The 25,387-nt window shown below is 65.5% G+C and carries 22 protein-coding genes; 9 read left to right on the forward strand and 13 right to left on the reverse strand.

The genetic code is table 11. The features are described 5' to 3' along the window. Positions 1-24: 24 nt before the first annotated feature. The gene (locus tag IB235_RS10060; protein ID WP_192336593.1) at positions 25-1,134 is read right to left on the reverse strand and encodes an ABC transporter ATP-binding protein; all 1,110 of its coding nucleotides are present in this window, start codon (positions 1,132-1,134) and stop codon (positions 25-27) included. A 132-nt stretch (positions 1,135-1,266) separates the two neighbouring features. On the opposite strand from IB235_RS10060, the gene IB235_RS10065 reads away from it, so the two are divergent. Next, a complete protein-coding gene (locus tag IB235_RS10065; protein WP_192336594.1) occupies positions 1,267-2,049 on the forward strand; it encodes a helix-turn-helix transcriptional regulator in 783 nt (260 codons plus the stop codon). On the opposite strand, the gene IB235_RS10070 is transcribed toward IB235_RS10065, so the two are convergent. From IB235_RS10070 to IB235_RS10110, 9 genes are all read right to left on the reverse strand, one after another. After that, positions 1,974-2,858: a carbohydrate-binding protein gene (locus IB235_RS10070; RefSeq protein ID WP_192336595.1), complete on the reverse strand. Its 885-nt coding sequence runs from the start codon at positions 2,856-2,858 to the stop codon at positions 1,974-1,976. The genes IB235_RS10065 and IB235_RS10070 overlap by 76 nt on opposite strands. Continuing rightward, a complete protein-coding gene (gene nagA, locus IB235_RS10075) occupies positions 2,855-4,027 on the reverse strand; it encodes an N-acetylglucosamine-6-phosphate deacetylase (RefSeq protein ID WP_192336596.1) in 1,173 nt (390 codons plus the stop codon). The genes IB235_RS10070 and nagA overlap by 4 nt, the downstream gene beginning before the upstream one ends. Beyond that, complete coding sequence (locus IB235_RS10080) at positions 4,024-5,049, reverse strand: SIS domain-containing protein (RefSeq protein WP_192336597.1); 1,026 nt, start codon at positions 5,047-5,049, stop codon at positions 4,024-4,026. Before IB235_RS10080 ends, nagA begins: the two co-directional genes overlap by 4 nt. Before the next feature lie 11 nt (positions 5,050-5,060). Further along, positions 5,061-5,903: a BadF/BadG/BcrA/BcrD ATPase family protein gene (locus IB235_RS10085; RefSeq protein WP_192336598.1), complete on the reverse strand. Its 843-nt coding sequence runs from the start codon at positions 5,901-5,903 to the stop codon at positions 5,061-5,063. 1 nt (position 5,904) lies between these two features. Beyond that, positions 5,905-7,191: an ABC transporter substrate-binding protein gene (locus IB235_RS10090; protein ID WP_192336599.1), complete on the reverse strand. Its 1,287-nt coding sequence runs from the start codon at positions 7,189-7,191 to the stop codon at positions 5,905-5,907. 87 nt (positions 7,192-7,278) lie between these two features. Further along, positions 7,279-8,553: an ABC transporter substrate-binding protein gene (locus tag IB235_RS10095; RefSeq protein ID WP_192336600.1), complete on the reverse strand. Its 1,275-nt coding sequence runs from the start codon at positions 8,551-8,553 to the stop codon at positions 7,279-7,281. Positions 8,554-8,583: 30 nt separating this feature from the next. Beyond that, positions 8,584-9,672 carry an ABC transporter ATP-binding protein gene (locus IB235_RS10100; protein ID WP_192336601.1) on the reverse strand — a complete coding sequence of 363 codons (1,089 nt, stop codon included), beginning with the start codon at positions 9,670-9,672 and terminating at the stop codon, positions 8,584-8,586. A gap of 30 nt (positions 9,673-9,702) precedes the next feature. Then, complete coding sequence (locus IB235_RS10105; protein WP_192336602.1) at positions 9,703-10,581, reverse strand: carbohydrate ABC transporter permease; 879 nt, start codon at positions 10,579-10,581, stop codon at positions 9,703-9,705. Then, on the reverse strand, positions 10,574-11,497 hold the full coding sequence (locus IB235_RS10110; RefSeq protein WP_225612161.1) for a carbohydrate ABC transporter permease: 924 nt from the start codon (positions 11,495-11,497) through the stop codon (positions 10,574-10,576). Before IB235_RS10110 ends, IB235_RS10105 begins: the two co-directional genes overlap by 8 nt. A gap of 146 nt (positions 11,498-11,643) precedes the next feature. On the opposite strand from IB235_RS10110, the gene IB235_RS10115 reads away from it, so the two are divergent. From IB235_RS10115 to IB235_RS10150, 8 genes are all read left to right on the forward strand, one after another. Then, positions 11,644-12,828, forward strand: a complete 1,185-nt coding sequence (locus IB235_RS10115) for a glycoside hydrolase family 88 protein (RefSeq protein ID WP_192336603.1) — start codon at positions 11,644-11,646, stop codon at positions 12,826-12,828. A 51-nt stretch (positions 12,829-12,879) separates the two neighbouring features. Further along, on the forward strand, positions 12,880-13,938 hold the full coding sequence (locus IB235_RS10120) for a LacI family DNA-binding transcriptional regulator (RefSeq protein WP_192336604.1): 1,059 nt from the start codon (positions 12,880-12,882) through the stop codon (positions 13,936-13,938). After that, the gene (locus tag IB235_RS10125) at positions 13,935-15,356 is read left to right on the forward strand and encodes a sulfatase (protein WP_192336605.1); all 1,422 of its coding nucleotides are present in this window, start codon (positions 13,935-13,937) and stop codon (positions 15,354-15,356) included. The genes IB235_RS10120 and IB235_RS10125 overlap by 4 nt, the downstream gene beginning before the upstream one ends. Before the next feature lie 93 nt (positions 15,357-15,449). Continuing rightward, positions 15,450-16,607: an ABC transporter substrate-binding protein gene (locus tag IB235_RS10130; RefSeq protein WP_192336606.1), complete on the forward strand. Its 1,158-nt coding sequence runs from the start codon at positions 15,450-15,452 to the stop codon at positions 16,605-16,607. Between the two features lie 76 nt (positions 16,608-16,683). Beyond that, the gene (locus IB235_RS10135) at positions 16,684-17,607 is read left to right on the forward strand and encodes a branched-chain amino acid ABC transporter permease (protein WP_192336607.1); all 924 of its coding nucleotides are present in this window, start codon (positions 16,684-16,686) and stop codon (positions 17,605-17,607) included. Then, entirely contained in the window at positions 17,604-18,554 is a 951-nt protein-coding gene (locus tag IB235_RS10140; protein WP_192336608.1) for a branched-chain amino acid ABC transporter permease, read from the forward strand. Before IB235_RS10135 ends, IB235_RS10140 begins: the two co-directional genes overlap by 4 nt. Next, positions 18,551-19,303: an ABC transporter ATP-binding protein gene (locus tag IB235_RS10145; protein WP_192336609.1), complete on the forward strand. Its 753-nt coding sequence runs from the start codon at positions 18,551-18,553 to the stop codon at positions 19,301-19,303. The genes IB235_RS10140 and IB235_RS10145 overlap by 4 nt, the downstream gene beginning before the upstream one ends. Next, positions 19,303-19,998: an ABC transporter ATP-binding protein gene (locus IB235_RS10150; RefSeq protein WP_155039357.1), complete on the forward strand. Its 696-nt coding sequence runs from the start codon at positions 19,303-19,305 to the stop codon at positions 19,996-19,998. The genes IB235_RS10145 and IB235_RS10150 overlap by 1 nt, the downstream gene beginning before the upstream one ends. On the opposite strand, the gene IB235_RS10155 is transcribed toward IB235_RS10150, so the two are convergent. From IB235_RS10155 to IB235_RS10165, 3 genes are read right to left on the reverse strand one after another with little or no spacing between them, the layout of a single operon-like run. Next, positions 19,995-21,323 (reverse strand): HlyD family type I secretion periplasmic adaptor subunit, encoded by a 1,329-nt coding sequence (locus IB235_RS10155; RefSeq protein WP_192336610.1) that lies wholly within the window; start codon positions 21,321-21,323, stop codon positions 19,995-19,997. The genes IB235_RS10150 and IB235_RS10155 overlap by 4 nt on opposite strands. Continuing rightward, positions 21,320-23,329, reverse strand: a complete 2,010-nt coding sequence (locus IB235_RS10160; RefSeq protein ID WP_225612163.1) for a type I secretion system permease/ATPase — start codon at positions 23,327-23,329, stop codon at positions 21,320-21,322. Before IB235_RS10160 ends, IB235_RS10155 begins: the two co-directional genes overlap by 4 nt. Beyond that, a complete protein-coding gene (locus IB235_RS10165) occupies positions 23,326-25,296 on the reverse strand; it encodes a hypothetical protein (RefSeq protein ID WP_192336611.1) in 1,971 nt (656 codons plus the stop codon). The genes IB235_RS10160 and IB235_RS10165 overlap by 4 nt, the downstream gene beginning before the upstream one ends. Positions 25,297-25,387: the final 91 nt, after the last annotated feature.

Below are 25,387 nucleotides of genomic sequence, written 5' to 3' on the forward strand. Positions count from 1 at the left end.
CTGTCGCTTCCCTTGTTGGAGATGTCAGTCTTGACCAAGGATCAGGCCATTGCCCTGATCCCAAAGGACGTGAAGCTGGGTGCCCACATCCACGCCCGGCAAGGCTCTTTCGGCCTGTCTCGGGACCATGACCTGCAATTCGCCCAAGTCGGGATGGCGCAGCAGGTATTCCACATGTTCGCCAAGGAAGGTCATATGCGCGACCGTGGCGGTGATGTCGGGCAGGCCCGGTTCCGCAGCAGCGCCAAGGCGCAGCGCCTCGGGGCGGATGGCGATGTCCACCTTGTCGCCGGGGCTGACCAGGCGCGGAGCCTCGACCACGACATCGTGGTTCGAGGCCAGCCGGACCAGCGCATGTTCCCCGATATTGCGGATGACGGTGCCGGGCAGAATATTGGCGCGCCCGACGAAATCCGCGACATAGCGGTTGGCGGGGCGGTCATAAAGTTCGCGCGGGGTGCCGATCTGGCTGATCCGCCCCTTGCCCATGATGCAGATGCGGTCCGACATCGACAGCGCTTCCTGCTGGTCATGGGTCACAAGGATGAAGGTGATGCCAAGCTTCCTTTGCAAGGACAGCAGTTCCATCTGCATCTGCCCGCGCAGTTTCGCGTCCAGCGCCGCCATGGGTTCATCCAGCAGCAGGATTTTCGGCTCATTGACGATGGCACGGGCCAAAGCCACGCGCTGCTGCTGACCGCCCGACATTTCCCAGATCCGGCGCGGGCCGAAATCGCCCAGACGCACCGTGTCCAGCGCGCGGGCAACGCGGGCGGCGATGTCATCCTTCGCCAATTTGGGACGGCGCTGGCGCAGCCCGTAGCCGACGTTTTCCGCCACGGTCATATGCGGGAACAGCGCGTAATGCTGAAAGACCATGTTGACCGGGCGGCGATGCGCGGGCTCCGCGCCGATATCCTGCCCGTCGATCAGGATGCGGCCCTCGGTCGGCGGCTCAAAGCCTGCCAGCATGCGCAAAGCCGTGGTCTTGCCGCAGCCCGATGGCCCGAGGAAGGACAGAAATTCGCCCTTGCCGATCTTCAGGTTCAGCCGATCCGCGGCCAGCACCTTGCCGAAGCGCTTGGTCGTGTCGACGAATTCGGCGATGGTCTCGCCGCCCTCCGCATATGCCATGCTTACGTCTTTCCCTGACGATAGTCCTTGACGCGGGCTATCCCTTGATTTGAGAAATTCGTAAGAAAACTTGCAGACGCTGTATATACCACAAAAGGCATAGTGCCGCTGTCCCCACTCGAAAGGTGACGAATGAACTGGATCGAGGCAAGCGCGCATGTGGTCGAAACGCTGGGCACGCCCGATTTTGCGGCAGCACTGATCGCGGCCCTGCGCTGCGTCGCGCCGTTCGAGCATAGCGTGACATTCGCCTATTATCAGGACCGCCGCCCGATCGCGCTGCATGACGAATTTCCGGCGTGGAAACGGCAGGTCATGGTCGAGGATTATCAGGCCGGTCCTTACCTTCTGGACCCGTTCTATCTGCACCCGCCCGGCCCCGGTCAGGCCAAGCTGGTGCGGCTGCGGGAACTGGCCCCCGACCGCTTCTATCAGGCCGAATATTTCCGCAACTACTATGTCCAGACCGAGCTTGCCGAGGAAATAGGCTTCATGCTGGACATGGGGCAAGGCGTGCATGCGGTGATTTCGGCCATGCGCGCCAGCCGCGCCTTTTCGGCGCGCGAGTTCCGCGAATTGGCCGCCGTCCTGCCCTTTGTCGCCGCATCGGCGCGCAAGAACTGGCCCGACCTGCGCCCGCGCTTCGCCGAGCAGCCCCAGGCGGCGCAGGGCGCGCTGGCCGGGCGCATCGACGCGGCCTTTCGCAATGTCGGGCGCAACCTGCTGACCCCGCGCGAGACCGAGGTGGTCGAATACACGCTCAAGGGTCATTCGGCCGAGGCGACGGGCCGCGCCTTGGGAATCTCCCCCGGCACGGTCCGCATTCACAAGCGCAATATCTATGCCAAGCTGAGGATCGGCTCGCAGGGTGAGCTGTTTTCCAATTTCATCGCCGCGCTTGAGGACCTGCGCTGACCTGATGCGGTCACCGGCCAGCCCCATGCCTCGATCTGGGTCAGGGCGGGGAAGGGCGACGGATCGTCGGCGCGGATCAGCTGTTCCAGCCGCAGCCATGTCACCTGTCGCGGCGGAATCGCGAAGGCCTGCCGCTGACCGGTCTTATGCAGCGTGATCCGAACCTCGGGCCCGTCCGAGAACACGATGGTCGCCCGTTCCCACCAGCTGTCATGGGGAAAATCCGCGCGCAGCCGCAGCGCGATTTCGTCCAGCCACACCACCCGCCCGAAATCCAAGGTCAGCGAAGCATGCGGGTCGCGGTTGATGCCCCAGCTGGTATAGGGCCAGAAGCCGTGATCGCTATTGGCGATCTCGCCGTCGATGGCATTGCGAGCGGCAAAACCGGCCTCGTTCCGGGTTTCCACATTGGCAAAGGCATGGGGGAAAAAGGCGTCATTCAGCGCCGAATCCGCCGGGTTCAGCGCCAGATCGCGCCGGATATGCGCCTCGGACGGCAAGGCGGGCCGGATCGAGATGCGATGCAGCGGCCCGGCAAAGGCCTGCGCCGGATAGGCCACGCGGGCGCCGTCGAAGGGGATGGCAAAGCGATAGATCGGCCCGCCCGCATGGACCAGCGCCGGGGCAATCGCCGCGTCCAGTTGCAGGACGGCATCAAAGCCCGCGCTAAAGCCCGCATCGGCGCAGGCGATCTCGATCATGTCGCCGGGGACATAGGTCAGGTCATGGACCAGCACGGCCTCGGCTTGACCAGATTGGCGGACGCGCGTCACGCCATCCGCGCTGACGATCCTGATTTCCGGGTTCACGGCATTCTCCTGTTTTGGCGGGGTTGGTCGGCATGGATCTGGCGCAGCAGCGGCTGCCCGCCGCGCCAGACCTGTCGCAGGTGCAAGTCATCGCCCAGATGCACCAGATCGGCGGTCGCGCCGACGCGCAGACGACCCGCCGGGGAACCGATCAGATCGGCGGGGGTCGAGGTCGCCATGCGCAGCGCCTGCGCCGCATCCACGCCCCATTTCCGCAGATTGGCCAAGGCCTGCGGCAGGGTCAGATCGGCCCCGGCCAGCGTGCCATCGCCCAAGGTCAGCCTGCCGGCACTGCGCCGGATCAGCCGCCCGCCAAGGCGCATGCCAGGCAATTCGGTGCCTGCAAGGGCCATGCAATCGGAAACCAGATACAGCCCGCGTGGCCGCAATCGCAGGGCCAGCCGCACGATCTCGGGCGCGACATGTTGGCCATCCGCGATCAGCCCCGCGGCCAGATCACCATCCAGAACCGCGCCGACCAGCCCCGGTTCTCGGTGACCAAGGGGTGACATGGCGTTGAACAGATGCGTGGCCGAGCGTGCGCCCTCGGCCATGGCGGCGCGGGCCTCGGTCAGGGTGCAATCGGCATGGCCAAGGCTGACGGTCACGCCGCCCGCGACCAGCCGCCGGATCTGGCCCGGAGCCACCGCCGCCGGTGCCAGCGTCACCATCAGCGCGGGCAGTTGCGCGCGCGCGGCCAGCAGCGCCTGCAGGTCGGGCTCAAGCATCGGCCGGATCAGGCCGGGGTCATGCGCGCCCTTGCGCCGGGGGTCCAGATGCGGCCCCTCCAGATGCAGGCCCAGAAAGCCCGGCACGCCCGCCCATGCGCATTTGATCCCGGCGGCGATGACGCGGGCGGTGGTTTCAGGCGTGTCGGTGATCAGCGTCGGCAGGATGCCGGTCGCGCCCAGCCGGGCATGGCTGTCACAGATCGCGGCCAGATCGGCGGCGGTGGTGCTGGCACCGACCTGCCGCCCGCCACCGCCATTGACCTGCAGGTCCAGCAGCCCCGGCGCAAGGATGCCGCCGGACAATGCGACGGGCTGACCAACCGGTCCCCGCCCCGCGGGCAGGATCGCGGTGATGCGTCCGTCGGCGACCACCACCGATGCGCCGTCATGCAGGGCCTCGCCATCGAAAACCGAGGCCCCGGTCAGGGTCATGCTCATACCGTCTGGGTCACTTTCTGCAGAAAGGCGGGCTGGTCGGGGTTCAGCCCGCGCTGCCGCGACAGGCGCTCGACCGTGGCGTACCAGATGGCCAGATGCACCAGCGGCGCGACCAGCGGATGCAGGTCGGGGACCACCGGCAGCGTCGTCGCGCCGGGAACCGCGATCCCGGTGACAAAGACATCCGCCCCCTGCCCGGCCAGACGTTCCACTGTCGCGCGTAGTTGCGGCAGGGATTCGTCATCGACCGCAAAGACCAGCACCGGAAAGCGGTCGCGGGCGATGGCCGAGGGGCCGTGCAGGACCTCGGCCGCGGAATAGGCCTCGGCATGCAGGCGGCAGGTTTCCTTGCCCTTCAAGGCGGCCTCGGCGGCGATGGCGCTGGCCGCACCCCGGCCCAGCACGAACAGTGATTGCGCGTCGGCCAGCCGGTCCTCGATCACCTGCCAGTCCAGCCGGGCGGCAGCGGCCAAGGCCTCGGGCAGGTCCGTCAGCGCGGCCTGCAGTGCCGGATCGGGCCGCCATTCCGCCACCAGCCACAAAGCCGCCAGCAGCGAGGCGACAAAGGTCTTGGTCGCCGCGACCGAGCGCTCCGGCCCGGCGGCCAGCGGGATGACATGATCGACCGCCCCGGCCAGCGGACTGGCCACGTCATTGGTCAAGGCCAGCGTTCTTGCCCCGCCCGCCGCCGCGCTGCGGATCATCGCCAGAATGTCGGGGCTTTGCCCGGATTGCGAAATCCCGATGCAGGCCGCGCCCTGCAGCCGCAACTGGCGCACATAGATCGAGGCAATCGACGGCCCGACCGAGGCCACCGGAATGCCCAGCTGCAATTCGACCAGATATTTCAGGAAACTCGCCGCGTGATCGGATGAGCCGCGTGCCACGGTGACCAGCAGCGCGGGTTCGGTCAGTCGCAGGGCGGTGGCGGCATCGCGGATCGGATCGCGGGACTGGCGGATGAAGGCGCGTGCGATATCGGGCAGCTCCGCGATTTCGCGGGCCATATGAGTGGGCTGCAAGGGGTTCTCCTTTATGCGCGGACAGGTCCCGCGTCGCGATCAGTTGAGATGGCCAGCCGCAGCGCGCCATCCAGCGCCGAGCCGATGGGCCGGGCCGTGTTCAGCCGCCCCGCAAGGCGGCTGTGATAAACCTCGCCCAGACCCCCGATGAAGGTCACGGGCAGGGCCGCGCCCGCCTGAAGCGTGGCGATGGCGGTCATGATCTCGGTGTCAGCCTCGGCCATGATGATGGGATCGGCGACGGCGATGACCTCGGGGGCAAGGCGGGCGAAATCGGCGGGGCTGGCGGCATAGGCAAAGCCGATGATCCCCGCCGCACCGCCAAAGCGCGCCAGCAGGTCGCGCAGCCATGGCGTCATCGGGACCAGCCCGTCATCCGCCCGGACTGCCTGCGTCAGCGCCCTGCGACCCAGCCACGCCCCCGAGGCATAGTCGCCCAGCACCAACCCATGCCCGCCGATCTGGCGAAACCGCCCGGCCTGCTGGCGGCCAAAGACCGCACCGGTGCCGATCACCGCAGCGATCCCGTCCCGGTCGCCCAAGGCCCCCAAGGTCGCGGTCAGGGCGTCGGTTTCTATCCGCACGCGCCGGGCTGGCAGGGCACCCTGCAGCGCCAGATCCGCGCCTGCCGCATTGGCCCCGGCCAGACCCAGCCCGACTGCCGCGGCCTCGGTCGCGCCCAGTCTGGCCAGCAGGCCGTGGACGATGCCGATGATGGTGTCGCGGGCTCCTTTGGGGTCGCTGGCGATATTCGCGGGGCCGGATTCGGCGCGGGCCAGAATCCGGCCCGCCCCGTCGGCGATGGCGGCGCGGCATCCGGTCCCGCCGCCATCAATGCCCAGATACAGCGCCATCTTAGCCCTTCAGGATGGCATTGGCCTGCGAGACCAGCTCCTCGCCAGCTTCAGTGGGGGTGATCTGACCAAAGGCCATCCGATCGGCCACGGTGCGATAGACGCGGTCCTCGAGTTCCGAGGCACCGACCGGGACCTGCGCCGGGAAGGGACCGACGACATCCGCAATCGCCTCGACATAATCGAAGGAGCGCTTCTGGGTCTCGTCCAGCGAGGGCGCGATGGCGGCGCGCACGTCCAGATTGATCGGGACGCCACGTTCCACCCCAAGGATCTGCCCCGCCGCCAGATCATTGACGAAGAAATCAAGGAAACGCGCCGCACGCTCGGGGTCGGGGCTGTTCTTGGCGATGCCGAAATGCAGCCCGGCGCGATAGAACAGCCCCGAGGCCCCGCCCTTTTCCGCAACCGGCAGCGTGGTGATGCCGACCGGGTTCTTTTGCAGCGCCTGATAGCCGACCAGCATGTTGGAAAACGCGATGGCCATGACTGCATTCCCGCGGCTCATCGGGTTGGAATCGATCTGGATCTTGTCCTGCGCCTGAACATCGGCAGGAACGCAGCCGCCATTCTTGGCCAGGCTTTCCCAATAGCCATACCAGTCGGTCGCGTCCTTGGCATCAAACCCGATCTGGCCGTCCTCACGATACAGTTTCTTGCCACGCTGCAGCAGGAAGGCCTCCAGCGCATAGGAATAGCGGGCGGCATTGCCGACGGCCCAGACGCCCTTCTTGCCGATGGCCTTGGTCATGTCGGTGCAAAGCCGGGCGAAATCGTCCCATGTGGTGTCGCGGCCCGGCGGGGTCAGCCCGGCCTGCTGGAAGGCCACGCTGTCGTAAAGCAGCGCAAAGGCGTTGTTCGACAGCGGCATCCCCGCCACCTTGCCCTTGACCGTGCCCAGTTCCAGCGCGCCGGGCAGCAGGCGGTCGGTGCGGATGGTTTTGCCCAAGTAGTCGTCCAGCGGCAGCATCGCGCCCCGGCCCGCGTAATCGGCGAAGCGCCCCGGCTCCAGCTGGAAGATGTCGGGGGCATTGCCGCCCGCCAGCATGGTGGTCAGCTTGGACCAATAGTCATTGCCGCCGACTTCGCCCAGAACCGTGGTGCCGGGATTGGCGGCCTCGAACAGCTTGGCCACGGCCAGCGTCCGTTCCGCCCGACCCGGAGAGCCGAACCAGAACAGCCGCATGTCCGACCCCGAGGCCCGCGCGGCGCGGCCCAGCAAGGGCAATGTGGTCGCGGCCAGCCCACAGGCAAGGCCGCTGTTCAGGAATGCGCGTCTGTTGATCATGTCATGTCCGATCTTGAAACGTGAGGGGTTGTTCCCCGACCGCATCCGGGTCGGGGCAATGGTTCGTCGCATTGGCCGGGCTGCGGCCTAGCTTTGCAGGATTTGATTGGCCTGAGCCACCAGCGTCTGCCCGGCCTCGGCAGGGGTGATCTGGCCGAAGGCCAGCTTGTCGGCGATGGCGCGATAGACCCGTTCCTCCAGCTCGCCGGCGCCGACCGGCACTTGCGGCGGATAGTCGCCCGAGATGTCGGCAATCGACTGGATATAGTCGAAGGATCGCTTCTCGACTTCGTTCAGGGTGCCCGCGACAGCGGCGCGGACATCAAGGTTGATCGGCATGCCGCGCTCCAACCCCAATGCCTTGCCCGCCGTCGCATCGTTAAGGAAGAAGTCCAGAAACTGGGCCGCCAGCTTGGGGTTTTTGGCAGTCTTGGCGACGCCGAATTGCTGACCCGCCTTGTAGAACAGCCCCGAGGGCCCGCCCTTCTGAGCCACCGGCAGCACGGTCAGCCCGACCGGGTTTTTCTGCAGGGCCTGATAGCCCACCAGCATGTTCGAAAAGGCAATCGCCATCACCGCATGGCCGGTGCTCATCGGGTTGGAATCGATCTGGATCTTGTCCAGCGCCTGCACCTCGGCCGAGACGCAGCCGCCGTTCCGGGCAAGGCTGTCCCAATATCCGTACCAGTCGGTGGCGTCAGTGACATCGAAACCGATCTGGCCGTCCTCGCGGTAAAGCCGCTTGCCGCGCTGCACCAGAAACGCTTCCAGCGCGTAACTGTAGCGGGCGGCATTGCCGATGGCCCAGACGCCCTTCTTGTCGATCGCCTTGGTCATCTCGATGCAAAGCCGGGCGAAATCGTCCCATGTCGTGTCGCGACCCGGCGGGGTCAGTCCGGTCTGCTGGAAAGCCACCATGTCGTAAAGCAGCGCAAAGGCATTGATCGACAGCGGCACGCCATAGGTCACGCCCCTGACCTGCCCCAGCCTCATCACCTCGGGCATCATCCGGTCGGTGCGGATCACCGGGCCGATATAGTCGTCCAAGGGCAGCATCGCGCCCCGGCCCGCGTAATCGGCATAGCGGCTGGGGACCAGCTGAAAGATGTCGGGGGCATTGCCGCCCGCCAGCATCGTCGTCAACTTGGACCAGTAGTCATTGCCGCCGACCTCGCCCAGAATCTTGACGCCGGGATTTGCGGCCTCGAACAGGCGGGCCACGGCCAGCGTGCGTTCCGCCCGCGCGGGCGAGCCGAACCAGAACAGCCGCATATCCGTCGTGGCCGCCGATGCCGGACCGCATAGTGAGGCGGCGGCACCAAGGGCCAGACCGCCCCGGATGAAATCTCTGCGCTTGAGCATGTTATTCCTCCTCCCCCAACTTGTGGCCGGTCAGGCGGCGCGTGCCGCCACTCGTCGGCCATCGGCGTCAAAGACATGGCAGCGCGCCAGATCGACCCGCAGCGGCAGTTCCTGACCGGCTTGAACCGATTGCTGGCCGTCCAGCGTCGCCACGATCTGCTGCCCGTCGGACAGGCGGCCGTAAACGATGGTCTGGCCGCCCAGCTGTTCGACATGGGTCACGGTCATCGCGCCAAGATCCGCGCCCTGATCCGAGCCGACCCGCAGATGTTCGGGGCGCACGCCCAGCGAGGCCGTGGCCTCAAGCCCCCTGCCGCCATATCCCGGCAGACGCACCGACGTTCCGGCAAGATCCAGCGCCAGATCGCCGCCCGAGGACAGCACCCGCGCCTCAAGGAAGTTCATCTTGGGTGAGCCGATGAAGCCGGCGACGAAGCGGTTGGCGGGGGCGTTGTAGATCTCCAGCGGGGTGCCCGCCTGCTCGATCCGGCCACCGCGCAGGACGACGATGCGGTCGGCCAGCGTCATCGCCTCGACCTGATCATGGGTCACATAGATCATGGTGGCGCCGATATCGGCATGCAGCTTGGCGATCTCGACGCGGGTCTGCACCCGCAGTTCCGCATCAAGGTTCGACAGCGGCTCATCGAACAGGAACACCGAAGGCTCGCGGACGATGGCGCGGCCAATGGCGACGCGTTGGCGCTGGCCGCCCGACAATTGTTTGGGCTTGCGGTCCAGAAGCTGGGTGATCTGCAGGATCTCGGCGGCCTTGCGGACGCGGCTGTCGATTTCCGCACGCGGCATCCGGGCAGTTTCCAGCCCGAAGGACATGTTCTTGTAGACGGTCATATGCGGGTAAAGCGCATAGGACTGGAACACCATGGCAATGCCGCGTTCCGAAGCTGAGCGTTCGTTCATGCGCTGGCCGCCGATGCGCAGCTCACCGCTTGAGATCGGCTCCAGCCCGGCGATCATGCGCAGCAGCGTGGATTTCCCGCAGCCCGAGGGGCCGACAAAGACCACCAGCTCGCCGGGTTCGATCTTCAGATCGACGCCCTGGATGATGTCGATATTGCCGTAGCTTTTCTTGATGTCTTGAAGGGTCAGAGAGGTCATGTCGGGCTCGCTTTTCTGGAGGGCGGGCAATCAGCGTTTCATTCCGGTGGTCGCGACGCCCTCGATCAGCAGGCGCTGGAACATCACGAACAGGACAAAGATCGGCAGGACGGTCAGGGTGGACATCGCCAGCAGCGCGCCCCAGTCGGATTGGGCGGTGGCGTCGACAAAGGTGCGCAGGCCCAGCTGTGCGGTGTATTTCTCGATGTCGTTCAGATAGATCAGCGGGGCGAAGAAATCGTCCCATGTCCAGATGAAGGAAAACACCGCCGCCGTGGCCAGAACCGGGGTCGAAAGCGGCAGGATCACCTTGAGGAAGATCCGCAGCGGACCGGCCCCGTCCATCAGCGCGGCCTCGTCCAGCTCGCGCGGAATGCCGCGGAAGAACTGGATCATCAGGAAGATGAAGAAGGCGTCGATGGCCAGGAATTTCGGCACGACCAGCGGCAGGATGGTGTTCACCCAGCCAAAGTTCAGAAACATCAGGTATTGCGGGATCAGCACGGCGTGCTGGGGCAGCATCATCGTGCCCAGCATCAGCGCGAACCAGAACTTGCGGCCCTTGAACTGCAGCCGGGTAAAGGCATAGGCCGCCATCGAGCAGGAAATCAGGTTGCCCGCCACCGCCAGCACCGAGACCACGGCGGAATTCAGGAACATCCAGCCAAAGCTGACGCTGAGCCCGTTCCAGCCGCGCGCATAGGCGTCCGTGGTGAAGGTTTCCGGGATCAGCGAGGTGGTCGAGAAGATCTCGTTTTCCGGCTTGAACGAACTCGAGACCATCCACAGCAGCGGGTACAGCATCACGAAGCTGATGGCGGCAAGGGCGGCATAGGCAAATGCGCGCTTCAATCCCTGCGGCATGGTTGCCTCCTTGGTCAGCGGCGGGGCGATTGCGGTCTCAGTCATCGTAATGCACCCAGTATTTGGCCGAGAGGAAGGACAGGGCGGTAAAGCCCGCGATGATCGCCACCAGCACCCACGCCAGCGCCGAGGCATAGCCGAAGCGGAAGTTGGTGAAGGCCTCCTGGTACAGGTACAGCGTGTAGAACAGCGTCGAGTCGATCGGCCCGCCCGAGCCGTCGCTGATGACAAAGGCCGGGGTAAAGGCCTTGAACGCGTCGATGGTCAGGATGACGGCGTTGAAGAAGATCACCGGGGTCAGCAACGGCAGGGTGATCTTGAAGAACTGCCGGGTGCGGCTGGCCCCGTCGATGCTGGCGGCCTCGTACATGTCCTGCGGGATCTGGCGCAGGCCGGCCAGAAAGATGATCATGGACGACCCGAACTGCCACACGGCCAGCGCCACCAGCGTATAGATCGCGGTCGAGGGATTGGCGATCCAGCTGGGGCCTTCGTAGCCGAACAGCGTCATCAGGACCTGATTGATCATGCCGTCGCTGGCAAAGACCTGCCGCCACAGCACCGCGATTGCCACCGAGCCGCCGATCAGCGACGGCAGATAGAAGATCGCCCGGAACCAGTTCAGCCCGCGCATCCCCTTGTTCAGCAGGACCGCGACCGCCAGTGCGAAGACCAGCTTCAGCGGCACCGACAGCAGCACATAGGTGAATGTGACATTCATCGCCGCCCGAAATCGCGGATCGTCGCTGGCGATCTGGGCGTAGTTCGCGCTGCCAACCCATGTAGGCTGCGACATCAGCGAATAATCGGTGAAGGACAGGTACAGCGACGACATCGCCGGACCCAGCGTCAGCACAAAGAAACCGATCAGCCAGGGGGACAGGAACCCGTAACCGGCAATCTGGCGGCGCAGGCGTGACCAGATCGGCACGCGAAAGGGCATATCGTCAGTGACGGACATGCGAAACCTCCTCTTTACGCCTTGCTCCGGCGCAACTCTTGATGACGTCAAAATGACAAATCGAAATTTCACCGTCAACTGAAATGTTTCGTGCTTGACGAAAATTGCGAAATACACGAAAACTTAGGGCAACCAGGAGGATGCCCATGAATATCGAGGCCAACAGCTACTTCGCCGCCGCCGAACCGGGTTTTGTGACCCGCCATGCCCAGCGTCATCAGCAGGCGATCGAGCGCTGCGTGGACAAGCTGCGCCAGACGATGCCGGTGATCGGGCTGCGCAATCCCAAGATCGGGACGGCCTCGAATCAATGGACCTATTGCGCGCCCTTTGACTGGGTGGTCAGCTTTCAGGCCGGGCAGCTGTGGCTGGCGCTGCAACTGACGGGCGACCCGGTGTTCATGAACGCGGCGCGGGCGCGCAGGCCGGTGTTTCGCGCGATTCTGGCGCATCGTCAGGCGCAGGATCACGATCTGGGCTTCCAGTTCTCGCTGGGCTGCGTGGCCGACTGGCTGATGACCGGCGACCGCGAATCGCGCGGCATGGCACTGGAGGCCGCGCGGCTGCTGCTGGACCGCTATCGCCCCGAGGGCCGCTATATTCAGGCATGGAACGCGGTTGCGCCGCATGGCCGGGTCGATCCGCATCATGCCGCCGGGCGCATCATCGCCGACACGCTGCAAAACCTTGCGCTGCTGTATTGGGCGCATGGCGAAACCGGGCGCGCCGATTTCTGCCATGCCGCCGATGGCCATGCCGAAACCGCGCTGGCACATCTGGTCCGCGCGGATGACACCAGCTTTCACACCTTCCTGTTCGATCCGGTGACCGGCGCCCCCCTGCGTGGCGAGACCCATCAGGGATATGACGACGCCTCGTGCTGGTCGCGCGGGCAGGCCTGGCTGATCCACGGCTATGCGCAAAGCGCGCTGGCGACCGGCAACCGTGCCTATCTGGACGCCGCCCGTCGGCTGGCGGCGCGGGCCGAGGCACTGATGGGCGACGATACCGTCCCGGCATGGGATTACGCCGCCCCCGGCAATGCGGTCCATCGCGACAGCTCGGCCGGTGCGGTGATGGCGGCAGGGGTCTACATGATCGCCCAGCAAATGCCGCTTGAGGCCGGGCGCTGGCGCGATTTCGGCGACCGGCTGCTGGGCGGGCTGCTGGACACCTGCGACCTGACCAATGACCCGCAGGCGTTGGGGATGCTGGCGCATGGCGCGGCGCATGTCGCATCGGGTTTTGCCGACAACATGCTGCCTTACGGCGATTATTACTTCATGGAGGCCCTGATGCGTTCGTTGGGTCACACGCAATTCTTCTGGTGAGGCCACGCCCCCACAGGGTAACAGTCCAATCTGAAAATGCCGAGGAACCTCATGTCCGACACCCCACCCGCCACTTTGCGCGACATTGCCGATGCTGCTGGCGTCTCGGTCGCCGCCGCCTCGAAGGTGCTCAACAATCGCGGCGGCGTCAGCGAGGAAAACCGCCAGCGCGTTTTGGCGGCGGCGGATCAGCTGGGCTATCAGGGCCGCTCGGCCCGCGCCATCCAGCGCGCGGGCGTGGGGGCCGCGACCATCATCATGCCCGCCGCCTATTACTCGGATTCGCTGTTCTATGAGGACATCGTCAAGGGCGTGCTTGAGGAATGCGCCGCAAGCGGCCTGTCGGTCGAGGTCCGTCTGGTCGCGCCCATCACCGAGGGCGGTCAGGCGGAAATCGAAAGCATCCTTGCCGATCCGGCCAGCGGCGCGATCATCGCCATCGGTCTGGACGATGCCGTTCTGATCGACCGGATCGCGGCGGCTGAAACTCCGGCGGTGCTGATCAACGGCATGGACCGCTCGATGCGGATCGACAGTGTGCTGCCCGACAACTGGTCGGCGGGCTGGCTGGCGACCCAACGCCTGCTGGCGGCAGGGCATCGCCAGATCATGCATGTCACCCTGCCCCACCGCCTGACCATGCGCCGTCGTCTGGACGGGTTCCGCGTGGCCCTGACCGAGGCCGGCTTGGGTTTCGATCCCGACCGGCATGTGCTGGATCTGGGCCAGATGGGCTTTGCCGAGACCCAGACCCGCAACGCCATCATCGCCGCGCATCAGCAGGGGCGGCTTGAGGGCGTGACCGCGTTCTTCTGCAGCTCGGACATGGTGGCCTTCGGGCTGATGCAGGGGCTGCAATCGCTGGGCTTTGCCATCCCCGACGATTTCTCGGTGATCGGGCTGGACGATGTGGCGCTGGCCGGGAACAGCCGCCCGCCCTTGACCACCATGCGGATCGAGCGGGCCGAACTGGGCCGCAGCGGTGCAAGCCTGCTGCTGGGCCGGATCACCAATCCCGGCCGCAGCGCCATCCGCATGAACATGGGGGTCGAGCTGATCGAGCGCGCGACCGTCGCCCCGCCGCGCGGCAATCTGCGGCGGACGCAATGAGCGCGCCGCATCTGGTCGTCATCATGGCCGACCAGTTGCGCCATGACCTGATCGGGCCGGAACATACCCCCCATATCGCCGAGCTGGCCGGGGAAAGCATGGTCTTTCCCAATGCCTATTGCGCCTCGCCGCTATGCGTGCCGTCGCGCGGGGCGTTCTTTACCGGGCGCTATCCGAACCAGACCGGCTGCCTGATCAACCCATGGGTCCCCGAGGACGCCGCCCATGGCATGGTGGCCGAGGGCACGCCGAACCTTTACGGCCTGCTGGCCGGGGACTGGGACGGCCATCACGCGGGCAAGCAGCATCTGTGCTATGACCCGCCGCTGGAACGGCGCGGGGGCGGCATCCACTGGCAGACGCTTGAGGACACCTATGCCCCCGCCCTTGCCGCGCGCGGCCATGCCCCGCCGGGCGGGCCGGATTTCCGCGCCGATCTGCCCGAACAGGTCGGCGGGCGGCGGACATGGCTGGGCAGTGGCTCGACCCCGGCGACGGGCTGTTATCAGCCGGGCTTCGACAGCTTCTTTGACGGCCATATCCTGAACGGCGCGCTGTCGGCCATCGACCGGCGCGACCGCGCAAAGCCGCTGTTTCTCAGTGCGATGTTTCTGGCCCCGCATCCGCCCTTTCACATCCCCGAGCCGTGGTATTCCATGGTCCGCGACATCCAGATGCCGCGCAATGTCGGGCGCTGGAGCCCCGGCCAAAGCCCGCTGCAGCTTTACAACATGACCGGCATCATCGGCACCCGCTACAGCCGCGACGAATGGCACGAGGTCTGGCGCGTCTATGCCGGGCTGGTCCGACTGCTGGATCATTGCGTGGGCCAGATCGTCGCGCGGTTGAAGGCGCAGGGCATCTATGACGATACCGCGATCCTGCTGACCAGCGATCATGGCGAGATGCTGGGCTCGCACCGCTTGTTCCAGAAGATGTGCATGTATGAGGAAGCGATCCGCACCCCTGTCGTGCTGAAACTGCCCAAGGGCGGCGGCCAAGGCATTGATCCGCGCCTTGTCAGCCATATCGACGTGCTGCCAACCCTGTGCGAGGTGCTGGATGTCACCCCACCCGCTGGCCTGCCCGGCCGGTCCTTGCTGCAAGACACGCCGCCGCGCCCGGTCTTTGTGCAATATGACGGCAATGGCTCGCTGGGGAATTTCTCGCGCGCGGTGATCCGGGGGACGGACAAGCTGATCGTCGACAGCTTCAAGGACGAGCGGTTCTTTGAGCTTTACGACCTTGCCCGCGACCCGCAAGAGGAACACAACCTGATCGCAACCCAGCCTGCGCGGGCGGCAGCCCTGCTGGCGCTGCTGGGTGACCATATGCGGGCGACCGGCGATCACATGGCGCTGGATCAGGGCGATCTGGACCGCTTCCGCCATGAGCACGGGATGCAAGCAGCGGATTAGCACGCCTTTTTCCCTTGCAGGGACGGCGCTTGCCATCAGAAATGATGCGCAATGAATCACGCCAAGAACATTCCCAGCAGGAGACTTCCGACCATGCGGCGCCTTGCCCTTTCCACCGCCTTGATCATGTCGATGCTGCCGCTTGCGGCGCAGGCCGAGGAGCCGCTGAAGATCGGCGTCCTGCTGACCCTGTCCGGTCCGCCCGCCGTTCTGGGCGAACATGCCCGCGACGGCGTGCTGCTGGCCGAAAAGACGCTGGGCGACAAGGTCGGCGGCCGCGAGGTCGAGCTGATCGTCGTCGATGATGAGGGCAAGCCCGACATCGCCGCCCAGAAGGCCCGCGATCTGGTCGAGGCGCAGGGTGCCGATTTCGTCATCGGCCCGATCTTTTCCAACATCATGAACGCCATCGCCGGTCCGGTGACCTCGGGCGGCGCGATCCTTGTGTCGCCCAATGCCGGGCCGTCGAATTTCGCGGGCAAGGACTGCAACCCCGACATCTTTGTCGTGTCCTACCAGAACGACCAGATGCCGCAGGCCTTGGCCGAGCACATGAACCGTCAGGGCGTGGCCAATGCCTATCTGCTGGCGCCGAACTATCAGGCGGGCAAGGACAGCCTGAACGGCTTCAAATCCGTCTTCAAGGGCGAGGTCGCGGGTGAACTGTTCGTGCCGCTGGGGCAGCTGGATTTCTCGGCCGAGCTGGCGCAGATCGCGGCCAGCCAACCCGCCGCCGTCTATGCCTTCATGCCGGGCGGCATGGGCGTGAACCTGGTCAAGCAATGGAGCCAGGCGGGTCTGGGCTCGATCCCGCTGATGTCGGCATTCACGGTGGATGAGACCACCTTGCCCGCCGAACAGGATGCGGCGGTGGGCATGCTGACCGGATCGAACTGGGCGCCGGACCTGCAGACGCCCGGCAATGCCGAATTTGTCGCCGCCTTCCAAGGGGCTTATGGCCGCGTGCCCTCGCTTTACGCGGTCGGCGGCTATGACGCGCTGATGCTGATCGACAGCGCCGTGAAAAAAGCCGGGACCGAGGACCGCGAGGCCCTGCGCGCCGCCCTGAAACAAGCCGATTTCCAAAGCCTGCGCGGCAGCTTCAAATTCTCGACCAACAACTTCCCGGTGCAGGATTTCTACCTGACCAAGGCGATCAAGGCCGAGGACGGGACCTATCGCACCTCGGTCGTCGAAAAGGTCTTTACCGCCGCCGCCGACAGCTATGTCGGCGAATGCCCGATGAAGTAAGGCCCTGACGGGCTGAAACGGCACGACGCCCCTTTTGATCCGTCAAAGGGGGCGTTCCGTTCGACGGAAAGACAAGATGTTCAACCTATTCCTGCTGCAACTGCTCAACGGCGCCCAGTTCGGCATCCTGCTGTTTCTGGTGGCGGCCGGGCTGACGCTGGTTTTCGGCATCATGGACTTCATCAACCTTGCGCATGGCGTGCTGTACATGATCGGCGGCTATGTCATGGCGGCGCTGTCGGCGGCGACAGGCAATTTCTGGCTGTCGCTGGCGCTGGTCCTGCCGGTGACGCTGGCAGTGGGGCTGGTGCTGGAGCTGCTGGTGTTTCGCAGGCTTTACGACCGTTCCCATCTGGATCAGGTGCTGGCGACATTCGGGCTGGTTCTGGTGCTGTCGGAGCTGGTCAAGATCCTGTGGGGCGCGGCACCGCTTTCCGTCGCCATGCCCGAGGCGCTGGCGGGCTCGATCCCGCTGGCCGGGCCGATGCGCTACCCGGTCTATCGCATCGCGGTGATCGGCGCGGGATTGGGCGTCGCGCTGGCGCTGTGGTTCGTGATCGCGCGGACGCGGGTGGGCATGCTTCTGCGCGCTGGCGCGGCGAACCGGGCGATGGTCTCGGCGCTGGGGGTGGATATCAACCGGCTGTTCATGCTGGTCTTTGCCGCAGGGGCGATGCTGGCCGGGTTTGCCGGGGCGATCGTCTCGCCGATCCTGTCGGTCGATCCGGGCATGGGGGATTCCATCCTGATCCTGACCTTTGTCGTCATTGTCATCGGCGGCGTCGGATCGGTGAAAGGCGCGTTCCTTGCCGCGCTGCTGGTGGGCATTGTCGACACGATGGGGCGGATGTTCGGGCCCATCCTGCTGAAATCGCTGATGGAGCCCGCCGCCGCCGCGCAGGCCGGGCGCACCATCGCGCCGATGCTGGTCTATATCCTGATGGCGGCGGTGCTGTTCTGGCGACCCTCGGGCCTGTTCGGGCGGAGCGTGGCGCGATGACCGCCATGCCCCCTCGCCTGCGGGCCGCACTGGCGATCTTTGCCGTGCTGGCGCTGGTCCCGCCGCTGGCCCATTGGATCGGCCAGCCCTTTCTGATCGTCATTGCGACGCGGATGGTGGTCTTTGCCATCGCCGCCCTGTCGCTGGACCTGATCCTTGGCTATGGCGCGATGGTGTCCTTTGGCCATGCCGCCTATCTGGGGATCGGGGCCTATGCGGTGGCGGTCCTGTCGCGGGCGGGCGTCACCGATTTGACGCTGCATCTGCTGGCGGCTATCGGAGCAGCCGGGATCTTCGCACTGGTCACCGGGGCGATTTCGCTGCGAACGCGGGGCGTCTATTTCATCATGATCACGCTGGCTTTCGGGCAGATGGCCTATTTCTTTTTCGTCTCCTTCTCGGCGCTGGGGGGCGATGACGGCACCGCGCTGGCGGCGCGTTCCACCCTGCTGGGACAGGATTGGCTGCGGTCGGAACCGGGGCTGTTCTATGCCACGCTGGGGCTGCTGGTGCTGATCTTTGCCGGGCTGTACCGGCTGACGCTGTCGCGTTTCGGGCGGGTGCTCAGCGGCACGCGGGAAAGCGCGCTGCGCATGCAGGCGGTGGGCTTTCGCCCCTTTCCCTATCAGCTGACCGCCTATGTCATCTCGGGCTGTCTTTGCGCGGTGGCGGGGGTGATGCTGGCCAATCAAAGCGCCTATGTCTCGCCGTCCTACATGAGCTGGCACCGCTCGGGTGAGCTGATCGTGATGCTGGTGCTGGGCGGTATTGGCAGCCTGACCGGGGCCATCGCCGGGGCACTGGCCACCGTCGCGCTGGAGGAGGGCCTCGCGAAATATTCCGAGCATTGGCGGCTGGGCTTCGGCCTGATCCTTGTGCTGGTCGCATTGGCCGCGCCGGGCGGGATTGCCGGGCTGATCCGGCGGCTGAAGGGCGCGCCCGCATGAGCGCGCCGCTGCTGCAGGTCCGGAACCTGTCGAAATCCTACGCCGCGCTGAAGGTCACCGACGACGTGTCGCTGGACGTGCATCCGGGCGAAATCCACGCCATTATCGGCCCCAATGGCGCGGGCAAGACCACGCTGATCGCCCAGCTTTCAGGGCAGTTGCGGCCCGATTCCGGGCATGTCCATTACATGGGTCAGGACATCACCCGCCTGCCGATGGCGGCGCGGGTGCGGATGGGGCTGGCGCGGTCGTTTCAGTTGACGACGCTGCTGCCGGGCTTCACCGCGCTGGAAAACGTGGCCATCGCCGTGCAGGCGCGCGAGGGGTCGTCCTTCCGCTTCTTTCGCGCCGCCGCGTCGGAACGCGCCCTGAACGATCAGGCGATGGAAGCCTTGCGCGATGTCGGGCTGGAAACCCGCGCCACGCAACTGGCCGGATCGCTGAGCCATGGCGAAAAGCGGCAGCTGGAACTGGCGGTGGCGCTGGCGACCCGGCCCCGGCTGCTGCTGCTGGACGAACCCCTTGCCGGGACCGGGCATGAGGAAGCGACGCTGCTGATCGCGCTGTTTGCCCGGCTGCGGTCACGGGTGACGATGATGCTGATCGAACATGACATGGACGCGGTGTTCCGGCTGGCCGACCGGGTGTCGGTGTTGGTCTATGGCCGGATCATCGCCAGCGGCACGCCCGCGGAAATGCGCGCCGACGCCGCGGTCCGCGCCGCCTATCTGGGCGAGGAGGAGGGCTGATGCTGCAGGTCGAAGGGCTGATGGCCTCATACGGGGACAGCCGGGTGCTGTTCGGGATCGACCTGCATGTCGCGCGCGGCGAGGTGGTGACGCTTCTGGGCCGCAACGGCATGGGCAAGACGACGACGGTGCGTTCGGTCTTTGGCCTGCTGCGCCCGCGCGCCGGTCGGGTCAGCATCGACGGGCGCGACCTGACCGGGGCCGCGCCGCATCTGGTCGCCCGCGCCGGGCTGGGGCTGGTCCCTGAGGGGCGGCAGGTCTTTGCTCCCCTGACGGTCGAGGAAAACCTGATCGCCACCGCCCGTGGCGGGCCGCGCGCCAAATGGAGCCTGCCGCAGGTCTATGCCCTTTTCCCGCGCCTGCATGAGCGCAGGCGGAACATGGGCGACCAGCTTTCGGGCGGCGAACAGCAGATGCTGGCCATTGGCCGCGCGCTGATGACCAACCCGGCGCTGCTGGTGCTGGATGAGGCGACCGAGGGGCTGGCCCCGCTGATCCGCGAGGAAATCTGGTCCTGCCTGCGCCATCTCAAGGACCGGGGCGAGGCCATCCTTGTCATCGACAAGAATATCGAGGCCCTGACCCGTCTGGCCGACCGCCATGTCGTCATCGAAAAGGGCCGCGTCGTCTGGACCGGGACCACGCCGGAACTGATCGCCACGCCCGATGTGAAGACCCGCTTCCTGAACGTCTAGTTCTCGCGGAAGGCGCGGGACAGGCTGTCCTCGATGGGTTTGACCAGATACTCAAAGAAGGTCCGGGCAGAGGTTTCGATCATCACCTCGGCGGGCATGCCGGGGGTGGGGTGAAAACCCGGAACCCGCTGCAACTCGCTCATCGGCAGCGATACGCGCGCCAGATAGATCTCATGCCGGACGCCATCGGTTTCCGTCGCCAGCGCATCGGCCGAGACATAGACCAGCGTGCCCTGCAGCACCGGCGTCGTGCGCTGGTTCAGCGCGGTCAGCCGCACCGCCGCAGGCTGGCCCACCTCGACATCGTCGATATCCCCGCGCGAGATCTGGGATTCGATCACCAAAGGCGCATCCAGCGGCAGGATTTCAAGGATCGGTTTGCCCGCCTCGATCACCCCGCCGGGGGTGTGGTAATACAGCCGGACGATGGTGCCCGAGACCGGAGACAGGATTTCCGCCCGTTCCAGAATGTCCTGCGCCTTCATCGACTGTTCGCGCACGCTGTCCAGATCGGCCTCGATCGACTGGCTTTCATCCATCGCGGTCTGCATGTGCTGGTTGCGGGTCTGGGCGATTTCGCGTTCGGCCTTGCGGATGGCTTCCTCGGTCTCGGCGATCTCGGATAGCAGGCGGCCGATCTGGCCATCGGCATCGGCAATGGCGCGGGCCAGCGTGTTCACGTCGCTGCGCCGCACCAGACCGCGCTTGAACAGGTGTTCGCGCGTGGCGTGATCCTCGCGCAGCAGGTCGGCCTGAATGCGCACCGCCTCCAGCTCCTGCTGAAAGCCTTCGATACGAGAGCGACCCGCGGCGATATTGCTTTCCAGCAGCCCGATTTCGCCGTCCAGCTTGGCGCGGGCGGCCCGGAATGCCCCCATCTGTTCGCTCATGATCGCGGCAAAGCTGGGGTCCTCGCTGCGCTGCACCAGCCAGTCGGCAAAGGCCGGCTGCTCGGTATGGTCATATTCGGCGCGCAGCCGGGCGCCAATGGCCTCAAGCCGGGCGCGGCGCAGTTCCAGCTCGCGCTGGTTGGCCTGCGCGGCGGTGCCGTCCAGCCGCAACAGCACCTGACCTTCGGTGATGCTGTCGCCCTCGCCCACAAGGATTTCATGGATGATGCCGCCTTCAAGGTGCTGGACGATCTTGTTCTTGCCGGTGGCGACGAAAGTGCCGGGCGACATTACCGCCGCAGCCAGCGGCGCACGCAGCGCCCATGTGCCGAAACCGCCAAAGGCCAGCACCAGCAGCACCAGCCCGACCGTCAGGTGCCAGCGGACCGAGCGTGGCACCTGCGCATAGATCTGGTTGTCGGTATGCAGCATCATGGCTTGGCTCCGGTTGGGCCGGGTGCAGGCGGCGCGGGGGGCGCGGGCGGGGCCGGGCGCGCGGCATTGGGCAACACGTCCTCGGACTGCCGCTGCCGGGCCAGTTTTTCCAGCATCTGGTCGCGGGCGCCGAACATGGCGATCTGCCCGTCGGCCAGCAGCATGATATTGTCGACGTCGCGCAGCACCGCCTGTTTCTGGGTGATGACGATCATGGTGATCCGGTCGCGCTTGGCCAGCGCCATGGCCCGCGACAGCGCCCGGTCGCCCGCCGTATCAAGGTTCGAGTTCGGCTCATCCAGCACCACCAGCCGGGGATTGCCAAAGAACGCCCGCGCCAGCCCGATCCGCTGCTTCTGCCCGCCCGACAGCGGCGAGCCATCGGCGGCCACCATCGTCTCATAGCCTTCGGGCAGCTTGGCGATCATGTCATGGACATCGGCCAGCACTGCCGCCTGATAGATGTCCTCATCGGTGGCATCAAAGCGCATGCGCGCGATATTGGCCTTGATCGTGCCGGGGAACAGCTGCACGTCCTGCGGCAGATAGCCGATGGACTGGCCCAATTGCCGCTGATCCCAGTTGCGCAGGTCCATCAGGTCCAGCCGCACGCTGCCCGAGGTGGGCAGGATCGAGCCGACCAGCATCTTGCCCAAGGTGGTCTTGCCCGCGCTGGACTTGCCGACAATCGCCAGCGAGATCCCCGGCTGCAACGAGAAGGTGACCGAATTCAGCACCACCCGTTTGGTCCCGATCGGCACGTAAAGCAGCCGCTCGACATCCAGTCGCCCCTCGGGGCGGGGCAGTTGCAGCCTTTGCTGGTTCAAGGGCGAGGATTTCAGCAGGTTCTGGATGCGCGAATAGGCCGAGCGCGACAGCGAGACGCTGTTCCAGCCCTCGATCGCGCCTTCGATCGGGGCCAGCGCCCGGCCCGCGATGATCGAAGCGGCGATGACCATGCCGCCGGTCAGCTGTCCGTGCAGCGTCAGGTTCGCGCCCCAGCCCAGCAGCCCCACCTGCGTCAGCAGCCGCACCCCTCGCGACAGCCCGGCGAAAAAGATGTTGCGATCCTGCGCCTTGACCTGTGCCGCCATCGAGCCCGCGGCGTCCCGGCCCCAGATCGTCACCGCCTCGGGGATCATCGCCAGGGCATTGATGATCTGCGAATTGCGCGCCATGGAATCCAGATGCAGGTTGGCGCGGCTAAGATGACGGTTCGCCTCGGCAAAGGGTTTGGCGGTGAAGCGCTGGTTGATCAGCGCGATCACCAGCAGCAGGATCGCCGTCGCCAGCACGATGAAGCCCAGCTGCGGATGCACCAGAAAGATCGCAAGGATGAAGACCGGCGTGAAGGGCAGGTCCAGCATCGACAATAGCGTCCCCGAGACAAGGAAATTGCGCAAAGTCTGCAGATCGCCCAGCGTCTGGTATTCCTGCCCGTTGCTTTGCAGCGACGCCCGCGCCGCCGCCGACAGGATCGGTGCCCCCAGCCGCGCCGAAAGATCGACCGAGCTGCGCAGCAGCATGCCGCGCCGGATGCCGTCAAAGATCACCTGCAGCAGCACCGCGCCGATGATCAGCACCGTCAGCATGATCAGCGTGTCGATCGAGCGGCTGGTCAGCACCCGGTCCGAGATCTGGAACAGATAGATCGGGATCGCCAGAACCAGAACATTGGTGACGCCGCTGAACAGCAGCACGCCAAGGATATTGGCCCAGATCTGGCGCAGGCTGGCCTGCAACGCATGCGAGATGTCGGGCTCGGCCACCCGCTTGTGAAATCCGGCAGACTTGCCGCCCGGACCGGCGGGCAGATCGGGCAGCCGCCCGGCCTGCTGGTCGATGATCGGCCCCTTGCCCAAGGGCGCGCTGCTGGGCGGGCGCGGCGTCTGCTGCTGCCAGTCCGGCCCCAAGCCATGCCCCATGTTTTGGGCGGTGTCCTGTCGCTGTCCCTGCCCTGTCTGGGCATTGCGCCCGAAGGGTCCCTGCGTTCTGTCTTGTGTCATGCCAGCACGGTTTCCATGATATCGGCCGGAACGGCCCCGTCATGATGAAGCGGACCGACATCGCGGTCGCCATCATCCTGAGTCAGCATGCCATCGGCCAGAAACAGCACCGCCTCGCTGGCCAATGGCGCGGGCCCGTCACCCATCTGGAGCGGCCGGTCGGTGACCAGCTCGGCCTGATGCAGCAGGGCGTCAGAGTAATAGCCTCCTCCGGAATGGATCGTCGCATCGACGCCGAATTCGGTGATCTGCGCCGTGTTGACCAAGGTGTTCGATCCGGTGACCACGCGGACATCGCCGCCAAGCTGCGCATCCGACAGATAGGTCTCGATCTGGTCGGCATCGCCCAGCACATTGGTCTGGCGGATCATGTTGACCGAAACCAGATCGCCCTTGATATGCAGCACGCGCAGCACATCCAGCCCCTCGAAGGCCGGATCGTTCAGGATCGAGGCCGGCAATATCACCCGCCCGTCCGCTGCCAGCCGCATCATCGCGTCATAGGCATCGTTCGATCCGGCGAAATTCTCGCGGCCGATCTGGTTGATGGTCGCGTCATTGACCAGCAGGTTGTCGCCGGAACTGATCCTGCCGCCCCCCGCACCCATGCTGATGCTGTCATTGTCCAGCATCACATTGGTCTGCAGGATGGCGTTCAGGTTCAGGATGTAGCCGTCGATGATGATCAGGTCGAATTGCGAGCCAAGCTCGGCCAGCGAGACATGGTTCACCGCGCCATTGTCCCCGATCAGCAGCAGGGTCTGATCGCCATTCAGCGTGAACGAGGTGATGTCGTCATCGCTGATGAAATTGTACTGGTCGATCCAGTTGACGCTGACCAGACTGCCTTCAAGCGTCGCGGTCAGCCAGAATTGCGGCGCATCCCCATCCCCGCCCTCATGCGTGGCCGGATTGGCGGTCAGGCTGTATGAGGCAAAGTTAAGCGCATTGGTCGGGGTCTGGTCCACATTCAGCGCGCCATCGGGCGACAGGATGCGGTCAAGATCGCTCCAGACATTGACCTGGCTGATGATCGTGTAGCTGTAGACTCCCTGTGCCGCCGTCAGCACCGGGGCGGCGATCCAGGCCGAGGTGATATTCGCTTCATTGACCAGCATGTTATGGCCGACGACGACCTCATGCTGGGTGGTATTCTCGCGCCAGTCCTCGTCCTGCCGTTCCTGCGAATAGGCGGGCAGCAGCGCGTCCAGATCGGGACGTTCGTCGACGGCCAGACCGTCCTGATACTTGCCCAGCACATCCTGACCCAGCCGGGTCCAGCTTACCGCGCCTTCGGGCAGGTCGTCCGGGGCCTCGGCGTCGCGAAACAGCTGCGCCATCGCCAGAAAGGCGTCATCGCCCGAGGGCAGTTCCAGCGGCAGGGACACGCCCAGCTGCCCCGCCTGATCGTAAAGCACCTGCAAGGGCGCATTCGCGCCATCCACGCCAAAGGGAATGTCGCCCCGCAGCACCAGATCTCCGTCGTAAAGGACCGATTGCTGGAAATTGTACAGTGCCACGGAATCCGGGACCGGCAGCTCCCATTCGTGGGTCGGCGGCTCGGGCGGCTCGGGCCTGGGGGGCGGGGGCGGATCAGGCGGCTCGACAGGCGTCTGGAAGGTCGGGCCGTTCCAGACCGTCGGGGTATAGCTGTCGCTGAAGGGCAGTGACGGCAGGCTGAAGGGGATCGGATCGCGCGCCACATCCACGAACAGATAGGCCGCTTCCGGGGTCAGCCCCTCAAGCGTCGGAACCGGCGGGGTATAGTCCAGGCCGGGCACGAACTCGGGGATCTCGAAGGGATAGGTCGTTACCAGATCCTTGGGGATGATATGGCCGGGATCGAAGTCGGGCCGGTTCGGGTCCAACGCTTCGTAATTGATCCTCAGCCTTACGATTTCGTCGGTGATGTGAAAAATGCCGATGAAATGCCAGATTGCTTCGTCCGCCGCATGTATCAATAGCATGTCGTGATCCTTCCCAGACGAGTCCCTCGGCGGTCGGTCCGAACGGGCTCTCGCTACATGCGTCCTGCGCGAAGGGGCTTCGCGCAGGATA

Origin of the sequence: Paracoccus sp. PAR01 (assembly GCF_014851995.1) — a bacterium.
Classification (GTDB): Bacteria; Pseudomonadota; Alphaproteobacteria; order Rhodobacterales; family Rhodobacteraceae; genus Paracoccus; species Paracoccus litorisediminis.